The organism is Providencia sp. Me31A (genome assembly GCF_050487165.1).
Classification (GTDB): Bacteria; Pseudomonadota; Gammaproteobacteria; order Enterobacterales; family Enterobacteriaceae; genus Providencia.
Window position 1 is genome coordinate 1 of sequence record NZ_JBKQGZ010000012.1, and the last position, 19,650, is coordinate 19,650.

The window sequence follows — 19,650 nt, forward strand, 5'->3', positions numbered from 1 at the left end:
TACTTCCAACACCTGTTTACCGAGTTACCAAAACGAAGTCCGAAAGATGATGTGTCGGATCTCATGCCATGGAACGTAGAAATCAGTGAGGTTGAGTAAAGCTTTACTGGTTCATTAAGCGCTTACATCTAAACGACGTTTTGTTGGCTTTAATTCACGGTCTAATGCAATAAGATTAACTTTGTCTCCCGCCTGTAACTTCTGTTTTTGGGCTTCTGCTCCACTGATAAAAACAACATCTCGTTGCCCAAACACACCACGGTATCGGTCATTCAATCCGTAAATTGTGGTATTATACTGATCATGGCTACGCAATGTTGCCAAAATTAATTCACTATTGACTGCTGAATTCGGGTCTTCAATAACGCCTTCTGTCGGTACAAAATTTGCTTTGCCTGATTGCGTTAACCAACGCCGTTCAGAAGCCGCATTCGTCAGATGAAACCCTCCTGGTATTTTAATACGCGCATTGTAATCATCAAAATCAGGTAACACCGCTTCCATCGCGTCACGGATCAAGTCGTAATTACTGATGAAGTCATCCCATTCTACTTTAGTCTGTAGTATTGTCGCTTTAGCAATCCCTGCAACAATCGCACACTCAGATTTAAGATAAGGGCTACATGGTTTTAGTAAACCTTTTGAGGCATGAACCATCGACATAGAGTCTTCTACAGTGATGCATTGTACACCACTACTTTGCCTGTCTATCTCACTACGTCCTAATACAGGTAATAAGAAGGTATGCTTCGCTGTTAATAGATGAGAACGATTTAGCTTAGTTGCTATATGAACAGCTAAATCAAGTTGTTTCATACCTGTAAAACAAGCGTCTTTATCTGGCATCGCCACCGCTAAATTTCCACCCATACAAATTAAAGCATTCGCTTTTCCTTCATAAATGGCTTGCATGCTTGCAACGGCAGCATGACCAAATTCGCTTGGTGGTTTAAAACCAAATCGTTGTTCAATTTTATCTAAAAAGGTTTTTGATGGTTTTTCCGTAATACCGACAGTTCTATCACCTTGAACATTCGAATGGCCACGCAATGGGCAAATCCCCGCACCAGCGCGTCCAATATTGCCTTTTAATAGCAGTAAATTAACTAATTGCTGAACATTTTGTGTACCATGTTGGTGCTGAGTGATCCCCATGCCATAGCAAATAATGGTACTTTTTGCCTCAATATAAAGATCAGCAATCTCTTCGATAGACTCAAGAGGTAAACCTGATACCCTTAAAATATCCTTCCAGCTCGTTGTCAGTAAGTCTTTTTTTAAAGCTTCATAACCATGAGTATGAGTTGATATAAATTCAGTATCGAGAATAGGCTCTTTTCCTACATCCACCGCAGCTTGGTGCTTTTCAAGCAATAATTTCATAACACCTTTAAGTAAGGCAGTGTCACCGCCAATACGAACTTTATAATAGTGTCCTGCTAAAGGTGTGGACTCTAACGTTAGCATTTCTACCACGTCTTGCGGGTATGTGAAACGCTCAAGACCACGCTCTCTTAAAGGATTTATTGCAATGATTTTTGCACCACGTTTAGAAACTTCACGCAATGAGCTTAACATCCTAGGATGATTAGTCCCTGGATTATGACCTATACAAATCACCAAGTCCGCTTTATCAAAATCGTCTAACAATACTGTCGCCTTACCAACACCAATAGAGCCAGCAAGACCTACACTTGTTGGTTCATGACACATATTTGAACAATCAGGGAAATTATTTGTTCCGTATTCACGAGCAAATAGTTGATATAAAAATGCAGCTTCATTTGAAGTCCGACCGGAAGTATAAAACTCAACGGTATTTGGATTCGAATAACTTTGTAAGCGCGCACCTATTTGTTGAAATGCATCTTCCCATTCAATAGGTTCATATTTATCTGTTTGTGAATTATATTTCATCGGGTGAGTTAAACGCCCTTCATTTTCTAAATGAAAGTCATCACACTCAAGTAATTCTGTAACGGTATATTTAGAGAAAAACTCCGGCGTTGTTTTTTTGGATGTTGCTTCCCAAGCAATTGCTTTTGCACCATTCTCACAAATATCAAATGATGCTGTATGTATTGGATCAGGCCACGCACAGCCAGGACAGTCAAAACCATCCACCTTATTCATTTCAAACATAGCAATTATATCGTGCCCCACTTTCATTTGACCACGTAACGCTTCTGCAACAGCTTTGACTGCGCCCCAACCCGCAGCGGGACCATCATACGCTTCAATTTTCTTTTTCATTTGACATTACTCTTTAATAAATTTAAGTGTGTGTATATAACTTTATATTTATCGAAATTATTCTTTATTATTTAATATTAGTAATATCATCGTTAAATATCAACAATGAAAAAATAAAAACATAAATAGATGTTCGTAATTAGATAAAATAAGAATAAATAAATTGATAATAGATAGTAATTATAAAATATAAATATAAAAATAAACTAGATAGAATAAATGCATCTAGTTAATTAACCTCATATTAATAATTAATAGAAGGTTAATTAACTTCATAAAAAGATAATTTATATACAAGAGCCTGATTGTATAATATCAGCTGCACAGCGTTTACCATTCGCAAATTGACATACTGCCGTTTGTGACCCATTTAATTCTAATGTGAGAGCAGGTAACCCGCCCGCTGACACGCAAGCTTCTTGCGCACCAGGCCCTAGGTTGACCACTTGCTGGGCATACTGACTTGCAGACTGTTCCACCGATTTATTCACGTTTGAACTACCACACGCAGATAGCATGATAGATATAACCCCAATAAATGATATTGCTATTACGGGTTTAACAACTTGATTAACCATATGCCTGATCCCCTGTATCTCCAATCATGCCACTTAAACATTCCTTACCCACTATTTAGTGGCTACCACTTTTTGAAAATAAATTGATGACTAAGACACCAATAATAATGAGTAGCATACCAATAATTGCGGGTAAATCGAGTTTTTGGTTGTAAATATAAATTGCAGCTACAGATACCAGTATAATACCTAACCCTGACCAAATCGCATACGCAATTCCCAATGGCATCATTTTTACCACCTGTGAAAGCCCCCAAAAAGAAACTGCGTAGCCGATAATAACAATTAATGACGGCCAAAAACGACTAAAACCGTCTGAAGCTTTTAGAGTTGTTGTTGCAATAACTTCAGCGATGATAGATATCAATAAAAATCCTAACCCTTTCATTGTATTCCTTTATTTTAAATAACCCAGCAAGTTAAAATTTAGCATATTATTTATTTGTTACACAAATAGATAACCATAAAAAAGCCCCGCCTATCATCAAAAATAAGGCAGAGCTTCTACTCTTATCTATTTTAACTGCTAACTAATGATTTGCTGTAACCGCCATTTTATCATCTAATGACTGGCTGTAGCGTCTAAATAAATAAACACACAATATTAGAGCAACAACACCAATCACTCCACCAATATAACCAATACTCGTCATTCCCATGTGAACAATAACTTGGTTACCGAGTAATGCGCCACCACCAATACCGATGTTAAAGATCCCGGAAAAAATGGACATAGCTAAGTCAGTTGCATCCGGTGATAAATCAATCACTTTAACTTGCATTCCAAGACCAATACACATCATTGCTATTCCCCAGAAAATAGACAGAATAATCAATGACCATGCATCCCCCCCCAACGGCATTAACAACAATAAACAAACCGTCATCAATGCAATCGCAGCAGGTAAAAATGAAAGTGAAAACTTGCTGCTGTAACGACTAAAAATAACACTACCGATGATCCCTGCACCACCAAAAATTAACAATAATAATGTGGCAAAGTTTTGGCTTTGTAATGCAACCTCACGAACAAACGGTTCGATATAGCTGTATGCGGTAAAATGAGCAGTAACAACCAGAACCGTTAGTGCAAACATCCCAACTAATGCAGGACGCTGGAATAACATTGGAACACTTTTTAAAGAACCTGAATGTTCACTTGGCAAACGAGGTAAAAAGCGTACTAAAACAATCATAGTGAATAGTGCAATGACGCCAATACATAAGAATGTCACTCGCCACCCTAAAAACTGCCCAATCACACGCCCAATAGGTAAGCCCAATACTGTCGCTAGAGCCGTCCCCGTCGCCAATAATCCAAGTGCTTGCGCTTTCTTGCCGGGAGGTGCAACGCGGATGGCTAAAGAGGCAGTAATTGACCAGAACACTGCATGGGATAAAGCAACACCCACTCGCCCACCAATCAACACCTCAAAACTCCATGCAAAACCAGAAACTATATGGCTAATAATAAAAATGACAAATAAGAAAGCCAGTAATTTTCTGCGTTCAATTTTACTAGTCAGCAACATTAATGGTAATGACATTAACGCCACCACCCAAGCATAGATGGTGATCATTAAACCTGTATGCGCCACTGTCATATCAAAGCTTTGTGCAATATCGCTAAGCAGTGCAACAGGCACAAACTCTGTTGTATTAAAAACAAATGCAGCAACCGCGAGTGCTACCACGCGGACCCAAGCTGTTTTCCTAGAAACCTGTGTCATGTTTGTCTTAGCCTTGATTTCTCACAAATAAACGCACCTAACTGAATGACAGTCTCAGCAAATTGCTATTAAAAATATAGCTACTAAGAGTAATTAAGTGATTATTAAGCAATTGTTTGGTTTAGTAGTCAATTTGTGAATTGTATCACAGTTTTTTATTGACGTTAAAGGCTGATAGCCACACTCTCATCATAAAAATCATTCTAAACATTACAAACCATATCATTTCTTTCTATGTTACAATTCACTCATTACTTTTTATTCTTAAAGGATCTATTTAATGAAAAATCATTTTCCTACTGAGCCTGATGTAAACGTTTTAGCTGACGAAGTGACTTGTTTAAAGAATTTAGTTACTCATATGCTCAAAGCGATTGGCCAAGCTGATGCAGGTAAAATATTAATCAATATGCAACGTGAAATTGCACTCATGGAAGATGAAAAGCAGGCAGAAACCTACAAAAATACGTTAGAACAAATAAAAACAGGCTATCGCCAATAGATTATTTAGCGATAAATGCTATTTAAAAGATAAATGCACTACTGAATGGGTTAAACTGCACAAATAACTAAGTTTTAATGACTTAAATCATTTATCTTTGTTCATGAATTAAACCATTCTTTATTCATTTAGCTCCCCCTTCAAACCCTATAAGAAGGGGGTTTTTTTATCTAATTTTAATTGCCTGCACTTTCATAAATCACTTTACAATAACTAGCATAGTCTTCGACCGTCGTTACTATGGTCTGTTTATCCCAACTCTTTTGTTCTTCAAATGCCCAAACTTGAAATACTTGCCCGAGATTAGCCCCAGATATCCCCACCTGTTTGTATATTCGATGGTAAAAACCTTGGTCTGACTGATAAATTTCAAATTTAATAGGGACTAAGCGAGCAGGATTCACTACTGTTAAAAATGAATTACCAAATAGCAACGTTTTGACCAACACATCCATACGATTACCTCCGAGTTAATATCAATTACATTACTGAATTGAATTAATCATAGCGTAATTTTGCTTATTACATATTGATTATGCATATTAAATATTAATAAGTATGGATGTTTATAGATAATAGAAAGGCACTTAGACATGAGTTAGTTAATAGGGATACCATGCAACTCTAGCTCCCAGTCTTCATAGGCAGGTATTACAACATAAGATGGATCATGATAGTGGCGAATATAATCTGTCGCACGTTTCTGCGCATGTGTAAAATTGACGACCTCTCCACGATCATCTAGCACTAACGTATTAATTAATATTGCATACACTTGCTCGACAAGGCTCGGTTCATCTGAACACAGTGATAAATAATCAATATCATTTAACATGTAATGGCTACCACTTGTCATAAAATATGCAAACGTTCGAATAGCACCGCTAACACTATTGGACAATCTCATACTCATTTTATTACTCCATAAAAAAGCCGCTATTTAGCGGCTTCAGACTGCTGACAAATATATTATGTTTGGCTGTAAGTCATATAGGTTTTGAAAATAAACTAGGAAAATCAATTTATTGATTTTCGGCTGATAACACAAAGCGGGAAAAACCACGCTTTTATCCCGCTTTGTCAACAACCTCAAGCCGCTATTTAGCGGCTTGATCATTATTTTCTTTCACTACTATTTTAAATACTCACCTGAGCGTAGTGCTTCAATTCGCTTATCTAATGGTGGATGAGATAAGAATAACTCACTAAATGCTTTTCCACGACCATTGATACAAAATGCCATTAAGCGCCCTTCTTCCTGTGGTTCATAGCTAGTTTTGAGGCGTTGTAAGGCAGCAATCATTTTTTCACGCCCCACTAATTTGGCCGAACCTGCATCTGCGTGGAATTCGCGATAACGAGAGAACCACATTGTGATGATGCTCGCTAAGATACCGAAAACAATCTCCAGTACCATAGAAACTGCAAAATACACCATTGGGTTGCCATTGCTACTTTCGCTTTCATTATCATTATTTGACATAAAGCCCGCTGCAACTTGCGCAATAATACGTGAGACAAAGATAACAAACGTATTCACAACCCCTTGCAACAACGTCATCGTGACCATGTCACCATTAGCAATGTGGCTAATTTCATGAGCAATAACCGCTTCTGCTTCATCACGGCTCATATTTTCAAGTAAACCCGTGCTCACAGCCACTAATGAGGCATCACGGCGTGCGCCTGTTGCAAAAGCATTGATATCGGGAGCATGGTAAATAGCCACTTGTGGCATCTGAATTCCAACTTGTTGTGCTTGACGCTCAACAGTCGAAACTAGCCATTGCTCTGTTTGGTTGCGTGGCGTTTCAATTACTTCACCACCGACAGATTTCAGCGCCATCCATTTAGACATCAGCAGCGAGATAAACGCACCACCAAATCCAAATAACCCCGCCATGATGAGCAGGCCTTGAACACTGCTCCCTCTAATACCCGTTAAGCTTAAAATGATCCCAAACACAAACATAACAGCTAAGTTGGTGAGTAAGAATAACGCAATTCTCATCATTTTTTATGTATTCCTTGGTAAAAACAAATATCACGTAGAATTTACTTTATAAATAAGGTTTTTTCACACTATTTCAAGCGTATTAACGTAAAAACCTTAAAAAATAACATAACTTTACATAATTAGCTCAAAACATGCGATAGTACACCGGATGTTTTGATACCTCTTGCGACCCTATACTTAATCATTTCTTTTGCAAATCCATTTTGTAACTAATTAAATTTACAGTTATTTTTAATTAAAATAATAAAATTAACCTAATGATAGCCACAAACCATTTACTGTATTTATTCATCTTTTCACTCACTTTGCATGCCAAATGAATAAATGTTAACTTTTTTAATTATTTTATAGCAAAAATAATGCGAGCAGTTATATGACTCTCGTTTTCATTAGCTCTTGCTTTTGACGCTTTTTCCTTTCCTATCTTAGCAGGTCCTCTAACAGTTCTAGAGGATTATTCTTTCACTAATATAGCAACCTCTGACCTTTTATCAGAGGCCTTTTTGCTCGCATTATCGTTCATCTTTTTTATTTGTCCAATGGTAGACTATTTATCTGACTTATTTAATTCTTGAATAAGTTATTCATCTAGCATTTAAATAGCTCTATCAATTAGTTAATGTTAGATAAATATCAAAGGTACATTGAACAATTGTTTTTATAATAATCTAGATAAATAAAAAAATTGAATAAACTTGCACGCGTGAAAACGAAGATGTTCTTTTCATAAAAAAGCCACCGAATTTAGGTGGCTCCAGACTGCTGATAAACATATTATGTTTGGCGGCAAGTCGTATAGGTTATTAAACATAAACAAGGAAAATCAATTCATTGATTTTCAGCTGATAACACAAAGCGGGAAAGCACGCTTTTATCCCGCTTTGTCAACAACCTCAAGCCAGCTTACGCTGGCTTTCATGTCACTAACTTATTTACCTGATAGCATTTTGTTATTTTGATTTGCTAAATCAATCGCCATCTTCACCGTTTCATCTAAATACGGATCGGGGGCTTCGTAATCTTTTGGTAAGTCATCAATTGATTTTAGTAATGGCTTACCATCACGTGCATTACGTTCATTTATACGCTTCAATTTAGTCGCTTCGGTTTCATTATCTTCTTTTTGACGCTCAGCATAATTGAGCGAAATCAGATTCTTACTATCCTTATGCGCTTTATAGCGTGCAATATCTTCATCAATATAATTGAATTCAGGATCTTGGCTAATACGCGCTAAATGCTTCGTTTTAATTGATGATAAGTCAGAAGAAATATCACCAACACGAGTGTAATTGGCTGGTGGAATACTATCCCATGGCAATGCATTATCTTCAAAGCTTTCCCCAGTCTCTGCGGGGTCTTGCCCTGTCGGCATTACAATATCAGGAGTAACCCCTTCACGTTGCGTACTCCCACCATTTACTCGATAGAATTTTTGAATTGTATATTGCACTGAACCTAATGACGGCCACTCAGGTTTTAGCATTTGGTCATAAACACGGTTCAAACTACGATGTTGTTGTACCGTACCTTTACCAAAAGTAGGTTCCCCAACAATCATTGCTCGACCATAATCTTGCATTGCTGCGGCAAAAATCTCCGATGCTGATGCACTAAAACGATCAACTAAAACAACTAATGGACCTTTATAGTAAACAACATCATCATCATCCACATCTTGACGTACTTGCCCATTATTATCACGAACTTGGACAATAGGTCCTTGTGGAATAAATAAGCCGGATAAAGACACGGCTTCAGTTAACGCACCTCCACCATTACCACGTAAATCGATAATCAATGCAGAAACATTATCTTTTGCCATATTTTGCAGCTGAGTTTTTACGTCGTTAGTTAAACCGACATAAAAGCTAGGAATATCCAGCACCGCAACTTTTTCTTTACCTTGTTGTTTAACCGTTAGTTTTACAGCCCGGTCTTCTAATCGGATCTGCTCCCGAACTATAGTGACAATCTGGGGTTTCGCCCCTTTAGTATCAGAAACGACTTCTAACCGGACTTTACTACCTTTCGGGCCTTTGATTAATGCAACCACATCATCAAGGCGCCAACCCACTACATCGACAATCGGTTTACCTGTTTGTCCTACACCGATGATTTTATCACCGACTTTTAGCGCTTTGCTTTTCGCAGCAGGACCGCCAGCAACCAATGAATTGATCACTGTGTTTTCATCATCTTGCTGTAGTACCGCACCAATTCCTTCCAGCGATAAACTCATTTCAGAATTGAATTGTTCTGTATTGCGAGGTGACAAATAACTAGTGTGCGGATCAATTTCACGTGCAAACGAATTTACAATCAGTTGGAAAACATCCTCACTTTGCACTTGAGTTAAACGTCTTAGCGCAAAATTATAACGTTTAGTGAGTTTTTCTTTGATTTCTTTGTCATCTTTACCTGAAAGTTTTAAATTCAACCAATCATAGCGCACTTTTTGATCCCAAAGATGATCAAGCTCTTGCTTATCTTTCGGCCAAGGTGACTTAGATCGGTCAACTTCAATAGAATCCGTTGCATTTAAATCAATCGGTTGTTCTAAACGTGCAAGTGCATATTTAAAACGTTCAAAACGTCTTTCCTGAGACAGATTATACAGGTCATAAAACGTATCTAATTTGCCATCTTCAAGCCACTGCCCCACTTTACCTTTATCTTTGGCGTATTGATCAATATCGGATTGAAGTAAAACATTATGACCGAAATCTAACATATTGAGATAACGATCAAATATTTTTCCAGAAAACGCTTTATCTAAATCAAATTGGCGGTAATGAGAGCGAGTAAACCGAGAGGTCACCCTTTCACTCACAGTGCCATGTTGCACGCTCTGCTTTAAGACAGGCAACTGAGCAGCAGTGACCGGAGCCACTGCTTGAGTATTAGCGATTGCATAGCCGAAAGTAGATAAACTGACCACTAATGCAATTTTAAGAAGTTTGTTCATGACCTGATTGACCTCCGTATCAGAACTTTAAATGTTCCGCGCGTACAATCATTGCCAGTCCAGTTGGCAATTGAACCCTAACACCGTCTTTAGCGATTTCCAGTACAGAGGCATCCATCACACTCGTACCGACTTTCACTTTCAAAGTTTGACCAATTTGAAGTGTGTTGATATCGGTGACTGATTTAAGATTTTGCTCTGAAGCTGGGGTAGCACGACGAGGGTTCTTAGCAGATGTAGTTTGCGGGCGTTCTTTATTGTCTGATGGACGACGGCGAGGCGCTTTCTCTTTAGCGGCATCTTGACTGCGAGCAGGTTTATCACTTGGCCTTTTCGCAGCTGGACGCTTTTGTGCTTTTTGTTCAGCACGCTGCGCTTGGACGCGAGCTTTAGCCTCAGCCAATTGCTGACGCGCGTGAGCTATGTGCTCTGCGTCTAATTCACCGCAATCTTCACCATTAAGATCTACGCGTTTGGCGCCTTCTTTAACACCGTAGAGATAACGCCAGCTAGAGGTATACATACGCAATGCAGAACGCAATTGCGTTTTACTAATACCATCTTCTTCAGTTAAGCACCCTACGATATCTTGAAAAATTCCGACTTTTAACGGACGTGCTTCGCCTTCAGCGATAAAACAGCGAGGAAAACGCTCTGCTAAAAATGCGATAACTTCTTTACTACTATTCAACTTAGGTTGATTTTCCATGAAATTTCCTGATAACAACGATTTTGCCAACCTCACGGGCATGAACAAGCCGACATTATAATCGTGTTGCTAACAATTGCCACGTTACTATTAATTTAACTGATCAATATTTAGTAATATTTTGGCATAGAACACATTGCCAGATGTTGACACAACTGGTTTACAAGGTGTTGTAACCATTTTTCATCTTCTTGGTCGAATTGGCTAATATTTGGACTATCTATATCTAAAACACCAATAATTTGCTTATTAACGACCAGAGGAAAAACAATTTCAGAGTTACTTGCCGCATCACAGGCAATATGACCTGGAAATGCATGAACATCTTCTACACACTGAACTTGATTGTGGCTAAACGCGGTTCCACAGACCCCTTTACCAAAAGGAATTCGTACACACGCAACCTTACCTTGAAAAGGGCCTAATACTAATTCTTGGCCATTACTCAGGTAAAAACCCACCCAGTTAACCCCCACAAGGCGCTCATATAGTAATGCACTAGTATTTGCTAAGGTTGCAATTACATCATATTCTCCAGCAATAAGTGCAGAGAAATTATCTGAAAGTTCAAGATAATACTTCTTTTTATCCATAATTAATTCTAGTAATAATCAAGTAATTAATAAAACACCTGTAATAAGAATACCCCTAAGGTTACCAAGTTGTCACTTTGAGGTAAATTTTTTTACACTAGATTACATCTAAGCGAGCTATTAAAATGAGTCAATATGAACCACATTAAACACCCTGACTTGATTTTGCAACGTTGTTGCCACTGCAATCAGAAGATACTAACTCCGCGCTTTAGTTTGCGGCAAGTCATTGTTTGTCCTCGCTGTTCTAGCCAGCTCAATGATGGCCGATCTTGGTCGTTGAACCGTTTGTCAATCTTGTCTATTACATTATTAATGCTTTCACCGATTGCATTTTTTCAACCGCTTATTTCCATTTATTTACTTGGTAGCCAAATTAATGCCAATGTTATCGAAGGAATACGGTTAATTAACCAGCAAGGCGACCCATTTACGGCAAGTATAGTGGCTTTTTGTGCGATTGCCGCGCCTTTATTGCTCCCTATATTAATTTTAATGTTATTAATTGGTCGGCGAATTAATCTCAACCTTCGCCCAATTTTACTCGTCTTAGCCCATATGAAAGAATGGGTGATGTTAGATGTCTATCTTATAGCACTCGGTATCGCCGCCATAAAAATGCAAGACTATGCCAGTGTATTTGTGGGGCATGGGTTAATTGCTTTTATCACTATGTCAGTTCTGAGTTTATTGATTCTTATCCACATGAATCTAGATGAATTGTGGCGTAAGTTTTATCCCATTGAAGATAAAGAGGGGCAAGAGAAAACGTTAATTTGTACAGCTTGCCACTATACAGGCTCAGCTAATCAACAAGGGAAATGTCAGCGTTGCCACCGCCCCTTGCAAGAACGCTCGCCTCACAGTTTGCAAAAAACATGGGCCGCACTGATTGCCGCCATGGTGTTATTACTTCCTGCTAATTTAATGCCAATTTCTATATTTTATCTGAATGGGCAACGTTTAGAAGACACTATTTACTCAGGCGTTGTCTCTTTAATTGATTCAGGAAACTGGCCAATTGCAATAATTGTATTTATCGCAAGTATATTAGTGCCATTCGTGAAGATCATCATTATGATATTATTACTATTTTCCATTCATTTAAACAGCAATACCAACCCGGTTCTACGTATGAAATTACTCAAATTCGTTTCATGGATAGGCCGCTGGTCAATGTTAGATTTATTTGTGATTGCCTTGATGATGACATTAGTAAACCGTGATCAGCTAATGTCTTTTACTATGGGGCCAGCTGCTCTTTATTTTGGAACAGCCGTTATTTTAACAATTTTGGCTGTTGAATGGTTAGATAGCCGTTTAATCTGGGATTCTTATGGAAAATCAAAACCCGCAAAATGAGCCTTCTGAACAAGCGACAGAAGCGCTACTACGCAAACGAGGCCAAGTCTCACCTTTTTGGTTATTACCGCTAGTCGCTATTTTCATTGCTGGCTGGTTGCTATTTCAACATTGGGTTGAACGTGGCACCGATATCACCATCGAGTTTACGTCTGCGCCCGGTGTCGTCGCCAATCGTACTCCTATTCGTTATCAAGGTGTTGAAGTTGGTTTAGTTCAGTCCGTGGCTATCAGCAAAAATATGAAAACCATCATCGTGACGGCCAGTATTAATAAAGATATGCGCTCTGCACTAAACTCAGGCACTAAATTTTGGCTAGTCACACCTAAAGCCTCACTTGCAGGGGTCTCTGGCCTCGATGCGCTTGTCGGCGGAAATTATATTGGTATGTTACCGAGTACTGGGACTGAACAATTCTCTTTTGTTGCACAAGACACCCCTCCTCAGCTCAATATTGATCAAGGTGAATTGCTTATTCATCTGACAGCGCAAGACCTCGGTTCACTAACAGAAAACTCACCTATTTATTATCGAAAAGTGCCTGTCGGTTATATTTCGGATTATAGTGTTTTACCTGATAATCAAGGTGTTTCTATCTCTGCGGTAGTCAGAAAACCTTATGCTCATTTAGTACGCAAAAAAAGCCAATTCTGGAATGTATCTGGTTTACAAGGTAGCTTTGATCTTAAATCCGGTGCTCATGTCAAAATGGAAAGCCTTTCTGCGGTGATCAACGGTGCAATTGCTTTTGACTCACCAGAAGGAAGTTCACCCGCTGAAGAAGGTGAACATTACGTCTTGCGGACCAGTCGAACAGCAGCACAAGCCGCAGAGCAAGATGGCAAGCCACCATTAAGTTTAACGCTTTGGGCTAATGATACTTATGGTGTGGATAAAGGCCAGCCTATTGTTTATAAAGGAATTCAAATTGGCGAAGTGTTACAACGTCACTTAACAGCTGATAAAGTTAATTTTAACATTGCAATCTATGATGAATATCAGCACCTTGTTCGCGAAGATAGTAAGTTTGTTGCCAATAGCCGGGTGGATATTCAATTAGGGTTTAATGGGTTGCAATTCCAAGGCGCTACACCACAAGAATGGTTGGATGGAGGAATACACCTTATTGCTGGCAAAGGCCAAGGGACACTCCCTGATGCTTTCCCATTATACCGCAGTGATGATAATGCTAAAGCGGGTATTTTAGGAACATTACCACCAACAACCATTACCCTTAATACTGCAACATTGCCGGATATACAAGCAGGCTCTGTCGTCCTTTATCGCCAATTTGCTGTTGGTAAAATTATATCCATTACACCAACACAAAGAGGGTTTGCTGTGAATGTGAATATTTCCAGTGAGTATCGCCACCTGTTGACTGAAAATAGTGTGTTCTGGGCTGAAGGTGGTGCAAAAGTGAAGCTAAATAGCAATGGACTAACCGTGCAGGCAGCGCCATTGAGCCGAGCGATAAGCGGTGCAATTAGTTTCGATAATCTTGATAGTCGTGTGACTGATACGACCCGACAACATACCCTGTACCCTAATGAAACATCAGCCAAAGCCATCGGAAGTGTGATTACTCTTACAACCTTTGACGCTACTAAACTTTCCGAAGGTATGCCGATTCGTTACTTAGGTATTAATATTGGTCAAATTGAGTCATTAAAACTATCAGCGGATAAACGCGAGGTACAAGCGAAAGCAATACTCTACCCTGAGTATGTCAATAGTTTTACAAAAATAGGTAGCCGCTTTGCTATCGTAACACCTGAACTCTCCCCTGCGGGATTGAATAACCTTGATAGTATCTTACAACCTTATATCAGCGCCGAGCCTGGGCGCAATAATAAAAACCGTTACCAATTTGAGCTACAAACAGCCAATATCACTGATTCACGCTATTTAGATGGTCTCACAATATACTTAGATGCCAGTGATGTGGGCTCTATTCAGGTTGGTACCCCAATTTTATTTAGAGGATTAGAAGTTGGCGTCGTGACAGGGCTTTATTTGGGAGAACTTTCCGATCGTGTTTATGTCGCTACACGTATAGGAAAAGAGTACCAATATTTGATACGTGATAATACCGAATTTTGGCAATCTTCAGGTTTTAATCTCTCCTTTGGTCTTACTGGTGGTGTAATGAAAAGTGGGACATTTAGGCAATTTGTCCGTGGAGGGATCACGCTTGCTACCCCTCCTACTGTACCTTTGGCCCCCAAAGCTAAGTCGGAGCAACATTTCATTCTGAAATTAGAGGCACCTAGCGACTACTTGAACTGGGGCACATCAATACCTAAAAAATAATCGCTATAAAGGTGCATGTTAACAATACATTGCACCTTCTATTACTTATTGCAGAAAAAATATTTTGGAAATGAATTCCATTTATACTATGCTTAGTTCTGTTAGGCTAAATATATATCAACAAAATGCGTAAGTGAGGTGATGTTATGTGTATTGTAAAATTGAAAATATCTTCCTATGAAATTAATGATGCAGTTATGGCTTCTCACAAGAGTGATACGGTAAGCATTCCTTGTGATTCAGATACAGACTTCTGTATGCAATTAGATGGTTGGGATGAGCACACTAGCATCCCTGCAACTTTGGACGAAAAACCGGTTTTACTCTATCGTCATCGCTATGATAAAGAAAATCACCATTGGATTATGAAACTCGCTTAGCAGGTAAATGATATGCGAGTTATTGATTCAGGTAAGAACGGGCGAGTAACAATGCAATGAGTATTAACAAAATAATAGGCAAAAAAAGAGACCTGGTAGATTCCGATTACCAGGCCTTGGGAAATGGCTCTGGCAGAGCCGTGCGCTAAAATTGCTATTGAGACGTAACAAAGTACAATCTAATACTAGCGTTGAACTCACGTTCTTACCACATTTATTATCAATTATTTTACATATTATTAACACAAATTATTGCTTAATTTTCCAATATTAAACAACTTGTTCAATAGGTTTTATCTATACCAGCAATAAGTAATACCTTACATGACCGTATTGTATTGATTAATAAGTAAAATTATTAATTCTTCCATTTCCCTACTGATTTTATAGCACACTAAGCAGAAGTTGCTAACTTACTTAGTAACACAAAGCTTTTGTGCCGCTTCTTTTAATGGCTGTATTCTTTCCTCAACAGTTTTAACTGTGTCACTAGGTGCCAGTAGTACATCAATGGGTTGTGCTTTGATTTCTTTATTGTTCATTAACACCGTAGCTGTTTCATTTAATGGGTATTGCATTAATGTTGCAGGGTTAATCACCACCAACGCTCCATTACTACGGCACTCTAACATTACTTCTTCACGCGTAAATGGCCAGTCGTCACCAAATTGCTTTTTACTAACGGAGGTTAATGGTGCAGAAAAGGCACTGCTCATTGTTCCACTGAGTAACAACGAACAAATAATCAGTTTGTATTTCATTGAAATGACCTTGTTAAACATTAAAAAATCTTTGTCCACTAACTTCATGATATAAGACAGCTTTGCTATATAGGTTGGTAGGTCGCAAAAATAGCGACTGCAAGAATTGCCATTGTACCAAGTAACAACTCAGCCCAACTATTGATTATCAATAGATTAAAACGGCCACGCTGCTTTAAATTCGGCACAACATAATAACGATTGAACAGTGCTAACAGTACCATACCTAAAACCAAAATAATTTTGAACCAAAGTAACGATTGGTATTCAGAGCCTGAATATTCCAATGGCCAATCAGGGAGTATCGTCATTGAGCTAATGATGCCAGTGATAATTACTAATATAACAGCAATATGACCAACACGAGAAAAGCGCATCATTGTATTGATAATTTGTTTATCCATCCCCTGCACTAGTTCTTGTTTGTGTCGCAAAAATTGAATACATATCAAAAATGGCCACAAACCGCCAAACCAATATGCTGAACTAATGAGATGAATGAACTGATTGGCCTGATGAAGAACTCCAATAATGCCATCGTGCATTGCTGCATGCCCAATAAAAGCATGCAAACCCAGCAATATAGTAGAAAGGATTAAAATAAGGTTTAAACGCAATTTCACTGGTTTAATACATAGTACAAACAACAAAATGATAGCGCAGAACAACTCCCAACGCCATATTTGACCAAACGATGTCCCTAAAACTCCCTGCCATATTTGCCAATTAATGCTATCTTCCCAGCCATCTCCCATCAAACCAGCTTGTGCAATCATCCAAACAAATGTTGTCAGCACAGTGATAATCGCACAAAAGAAGATACTTTTATTAAGATAACGACCTAGTAAATAGCTAAATTGGTCACGGCAAAGTACCGCTGCGAATATTGACATTCCGCACATCAATATTGCAGCGATAAAATGGATAAAACGAATAAGCGTGTAAAAAGCGTCTAGTGACATGTTATTTCACTGTAAAACTGTATGTCCCTTTCGTTTTGTGCCCATCAACTGAAACTACACTCCAATTTACATCGTATTTTCCTGCAACCAGTTTGTCTTCAACAGGCACGATGACCTTGGTGTCATTACTCGGGTCTAAAGCCGCTTTACCTGTTTTGACAACTTTGTTCTCTGGACCAATAATGCTGATCTTAGCAAAATTAACTTCAATACCTTCAGAGAAATTCAACGTAATTGATTCTGGTGCTTGCTCTATTGCTGCACCTTCAGCGGGAAGCTGATCTTTTAAATGAGCATGAGCAAAAGCTTGTTGAAAAGACATACCTAAGAAAAGAACTGCGACTGCACTTAGTTTGCGCCACGAAGATTTAATATGGTTAATTGGCATAGTAACCCCTTAATTTACAGGTGAATTTAGAATTATTGCCAATCATTATACGGAAAAAAACCATTTTTACCGCTTAAAAATAGGTTTTATCGGCCTATCCTGTGAGTTTTCACACAAAATGAAAAGAAAAAGACTTATGAACATTGAAATCTCGACTCCATGTCCATAAGTCTAATAAGGTCTTTATACATCAATTAGATGCATTTAAACAGTAGACTAGATATGTGTTGAAGAGGACAAGCTTTTTAAGTCTTTATCTAACAAGAAAAGCGCCTTACCAGACTCACCCACCATATCCAGTTTATCCAGTACAGATTTAAACAATTTCTCTTCTTCGTGCTGTTCAGCGACATACCACTGTAAAAAGTTGAACGTGGAGTAGTCTTGCGTGGTCATTGCTAAATGAGCTAATTTATTGATCTCTTTTGTGATCAGTTGCTCATGTTCATAAGTTTGTTGAAAAACATCTGCAATAGATTTAAATGCTACTGGCGGAGCGGCGATTTGGCCTAATAGTGGCAGTGCGCCTGTGTCGCTAAGGTAATCAAATAAACGCTGCATATGCTCCATTTCTTCTTGTGAATGTGCTTTCAAGAAAGCAGCAGCACCTTCATAACCTTTATCACTACACCAAGCACTCATTTGCAAGTATAGATTTGCAGAATAGAATTCAAGGTTTAATTGCTCATTTAATTTTTTGATCATATCTGTAGTTAACATATTTATACCTTATCGATTAATTGCTAATGAGTAATATTATGCACAGTATTACAATAATTAAAACCCTAAAACAATATTAAAACAAAAAAATTCAATTTACTGATTATTAATAACTTTTGTTAAAAACAATAATAATCAATCTCATTATCCTTCACTGCTTTAATCTTAATATATGACAGTAATTTAATTTAGTTTCATTTGTATTTTTTAATAAATGTATTGAGATTTCTTCTCATTAACACATAATAATAGCATGTCGTTTATTTAATTATTGAGATCCGCTATGAGCCACAACCTTGCTTTATTACCTAAAGATGAAATGGATAAGATTAATGTTGACCTTTTAGCTTCTGGCGTGGCATTTAAAGAACGCTACAACATTGCTATTATTGCTGAAGCTGTTGAACGCGAACAACCTGAACACCTGAGAGAATATTTCAGGGAACGTTTAGTTTACTATCGCCAACTCTCACAGAATTTTGCCCGTATGCCTTATGAGCCAAAAAATCGCTAACATGTAAGGAGTTATTTATCCCTCCATTTTTAGCCGTAATTGGCTATTCTCTTCTCTATGCATTGTAGTAGGTCATTATTTTCTCTTGCAAGGTAATGACCTATGATTTTTATTATCATATTCATGATGCTCTATGTATCGTTTTTCTCTGACGTATTAAAAGCATGGTGGATTTGTCTGGGTTAAGGTATGAGTGGTATGCAAGCATATGTCTTGATGCCACTACTCAATGCGTTTTAACTGCAACAGTAACTTGCTGAGTTAAAGAAAGTTTGGTTAGCAATAACAAAAAGGGCTAACCTTACCGTTGTTAGCCCTAGCTAGTTTAACAAACAAAAGGAACTCCCTTTGTTAATCAAAATAATTTGCTATTTCACAGTGTTATAAGTGACAGTATTATTTTGGCAATCTACTGAAACAGAATAATAGAGATCTTTTTTTGCGCCTCTAACTGTCAGTGGCACGGTATAACCGGTTTCCGTTTTTGTGACTTCACTATCATTCACCCATGCAACAGCTTTTTTCCCTAATACCGCTTTTTCTTCTGTCCAGCGCGGCAAACGGTTATGCATAAAATCACTTTTCACTTGTGCTGCCACTTGTGGTTCGGTTAATGAACCGCAACTGACAAAGGGTGCAGCTTTACCTTCTTCGTTGTTTGCGCTAAGTGCAAAAGTACTAAAAATAAATGCACACGTTCCGAAAACAACAGCCATCTTTTTATTTGCTTCCATACTCTCCTCCGATACCTATTTTTGTTAGGTAGAGATTGTTGATTAGTTTAGCTGCCCATTTAAGCCTATAAAAATAGTTTAAATTTACCCGTTATCTTCTGGTTACAGGCTAATCGTCATTGATAAATAGAATGACTTAACTAATATTAATCTATCAGATTTATG

The 19,650-nt window shown here is 38.2% G+C and carries 20 protein-coding genes; 5 read left to right on the plus strand and 15 right to left on the minus strand.

The features are described 5' to 3' along the window. Positions 1-114: 114 nt before the first annotated feature. From ACLPIE_RS11295 to ACLPIE_RS11310, 4 genes are all read right to left on the minus strand, one after another. Positions 115-2,253, minus strand: a complete 2,139-nt coding sequence (locus ACLPIE_RS11295; protein ID WP_430261722.1) for an FdhF/YdeP family oxidoreductase — start codon at positions 2,251-2,253, stop codon at positions 115-117. A gap of 287 nt (positions 2,254-2,540) precedes the next feature. Next, complete coding sequence (locus ACLPIE_RS11300; protein ID WP_430261723.1) at positions 2,541-2,831, minus strand: DUF333 domain-containing protein; 291 nt, start codon at positions 2,829-2,831, stop codon at positions 2,541-2,543. A 55-nt stretch (positions 2,832-2,886) separates the two neighbouring features. After that, positions 2,887-3,219 (minus strand): DMT family transporter, encoded by a 333-nt coding sequence (locus ACLPIE_RS11305; protein ID WP_430261724.1) that lies wholly within the window; start codon positions 3,217-3,219, stop codon positions 2,887-2,889. A 142-nt stretch (positions 3,220-3,361) separates the two neighbouring features. Continuing rightward, the gene (locus tag ACLPIE_RS11310; protein WP_430261725.1) at positions 3,362-4,561 is read right to left on the minus strand and encodes a sugar transporter; all 1,200 of its coding nucleotides are present in this window, start codon (positions 4,559-4,561) and stop codon (positions 3,362-3,364) included. A 280-nt stretch (positions 4,562-4,841) separates the two neighbouring features. Between ACLPIE_RS11310 and ACLPIE_RS11315 the strand changes: the two genes are divergently transcribed. After that, entirely contained in the window at positions 4,842-5,063 is a 222-nt protein-coding gene (locus ACLPIE_RS11315; RefSeq protein ID WP_430261726.1) for a DUF2594 family protein, read from the plus strand. A 176-nt stretch (positions 5,064-5,239) separates the two neighbouring features. Here ACLPIE_RS11315 and ACLPIE_RS11320 read toward each other — a convergent pair whose 3' ends face one another. The 6 genes from ACLPIE_RS11320 to ACLPIE_RS11345 form a co-directional block, all read right to left on the minus strand. Next, a complete protein-coding gene (locus tag ACLPIE_RS11320; RefSeq protein WP_430261727.1) occupies positions 5,240-5,518 on the minus strand; it encodes a hypothetical protein in 279 nt (92 codons plus the stop codon). Positions 5,519-5,661: 143 nt separating this feature from the next. Then, on the minus strand, positions 5,662-5,976 hold the full coding sequence (locus ACLPIE_RS11325; RefSeq protein ID WP_430261728.1) for a DUF7677 family protein: 315 nt from the start codon (positions 5,974-5,976) through the stop codon (positions 5,662-5,664). A 219-nt stretch (positions 5,977-6,195) separates the two neighbouring features. Further along, positions 6,196-7,077, minus strand: a complete 882-nt coding sequence (htpX, locus tag ACLPIE_RS11330) for a protease HtpX (RefSeq protein WP_430261729.1) — start codon at positions 7,075-7,077, stop codon at positions 6,196-6,198. Between the two features lie 931 nt (positions 7,078-8,008). Then, positions 8,009-10,048 (minus strand): carboxy terminal-processing peptidase, encoded by a 2,040-nt coding sequence (prc, locus tag ACLPIE_RS11335; RefSeq protein WP_430261730.1) that lies wholly within the window; start codon positions 10,046-10,048, stop codon positions 8,009-8,011. Positions 10,049-10,067: 19 nt separating this feature from the next. Beyond that, positions 10,068-10,757, minus strand: coding sequence for an RNA chaperone ProQ (gene proQ / locus ACLPIE_RS11340; RefSeq protein ID WP_430261731.1), 690 nt, complete (start codon positions 10,755-10,757; stop codon positions 10,068-10,070). Positions 10,758-10,867: 110 nt separating this feature from the next. Then, entirely contained in the window at positions 10,868-11,350 is a 483-nt protein-coding gene (locus ACLPIE_RS11345) for a GAF domain-containing protein (protein WP_430261732.1), read from the minus strand. A gap of 135 nt (positions 11,351-11,485) precedes the next feature. Between ACLPIE_RS11345 and yebS the strand changes: the two genes are divergently transcribed. The 3 genes from yebS (at position 11,486) to ACLPIE_RS11360 (ending at position 15,406) form a co-directional block, all read left to right on the plus strand. Then, the gene (gene yebS / locus ACLPIE_RS11350; RefSeq protein WP_430261733.1) at positions 11,486-12,712 is read left to right on the plus strand and encodes a membrane integrity lipid transport subunit YebS; all 1,227 of its coding nucleotides are present in this window, start codon (positions 11,486-11,488) and stop codon (positions 12,710-12,712) included. Continuing rightward, positions 12,687-15,026 (plus strand): PqiB family protein, encoded by a 2,340-nt coding sequence (locus ACLPIE_RS11355; RefSeq protein ID WP_430261734.1) that lies wholly within the window; start codon positions 12,687-12,689, stop codon positions 15,024-15,026. Before yebS ends, ACLPIE_RS11355 begins: the two co-directional genes overlap by 26 nt. A 146-nt stretch (positions 15,027-15,172) precedes the next feature. Further along, positions 15,173-15,406, plus strand: coding sequence for a DUF1480 family protein (locus ACLPIE_RS11360; protein WP_430261735.1), 234 nt, complete (start codon positions 15,173-15,175; stop codon positions 15,404-15,406). Positions 15,407-15,819: 413 nt separating this feature from the next. Here the strand turns inward: ACLPIE_RS11360 and ACLPIE_RS11365 are convergent, their stop codons facing one another. The 4 genes from ACLPIE_RS11365 to ftnA form a co-directional block, all read right to left on the minus strand. Further along, positions 15,820-16,167: a DUF2511 domain-containing protein gene (locus ACLPIE_RS11365; protein ID WP_430261736.1), complete on the minus strand. Its 348-nt coding sequence runs from the start codon at positions 16,165-16,167 to the stop codon at positions 15,820-15,822. Between the two features lie 65 nt (positions 16,168-16,232). Then, on the minus strand, positions 16,233-17,129 hold the full coding sequence (copD, locus tag ACLPIE_RS11370; RefSeq protein ID WP_430261737.1) for a copper homeostasis membrane protein CopD: 897 nt from the start codon (positions 17,127-17,129) through the stop codon (positions 16,233-16,235). A gap of 1 nt (position 17,130) precedes the next feature. Beyond that, positions 17,131-17,517: a copper homeostasis periplasmic binding protein CopC gene (gene copC / locus ACLPIE_RS11375; RefSeq protein ID WP_430261738.1), complete on the minus strand. Its 387-nt coding sequence runs from the start codon at positions 17,515-17,517 to the stop codon at positions 17,131-17,133. A gap of 216 nt (positions 17,518-17,733) precedes the next feature. After that, positions 17,734-18,237 (minus strand): non-heme ferritin, encoded by a 504-nt coding sequence (gene ftnA, locus ACLPIE_RS11380; RefSeq protein WP_430261739.1) that lies wholly within the window; start codon positions 18,235-18,237, stop codon positions 17,734-17,736. 283 nt (positions 18,238-18,520) lie between these two features. Between ftnA and ACLPIE_RS11385 the strand changes: the two genes are divergently transcribed. After that, entirely contained in the window at positions 18,521-18,751 is a 231-nt protein-coding gene (locus ACLPIE_RS11385; protein WP_430261740.1) for a DNA polymerase III subunit theta, read from the plus strand. A gap of 368 nt (positions 18,752-19,119) precedes the next feature. Here ACLPIE_RS11385 and yebF read toward each other — a convergent pair whose 3' ends face one another. Then, positions 19,120-19,485 (minus strand): protein YebF, encoded by a 366-nt coding sequence (yebF, locus tag ACLPIE_RS11390; protein WP_430261741.1) that lies wholly within the window; start codon positions 19,483-19,485, stop codon positions 19,120-19,122. Between the last annotated feature and the right edge of the window lie 165 nt (positions 19,486-19,650).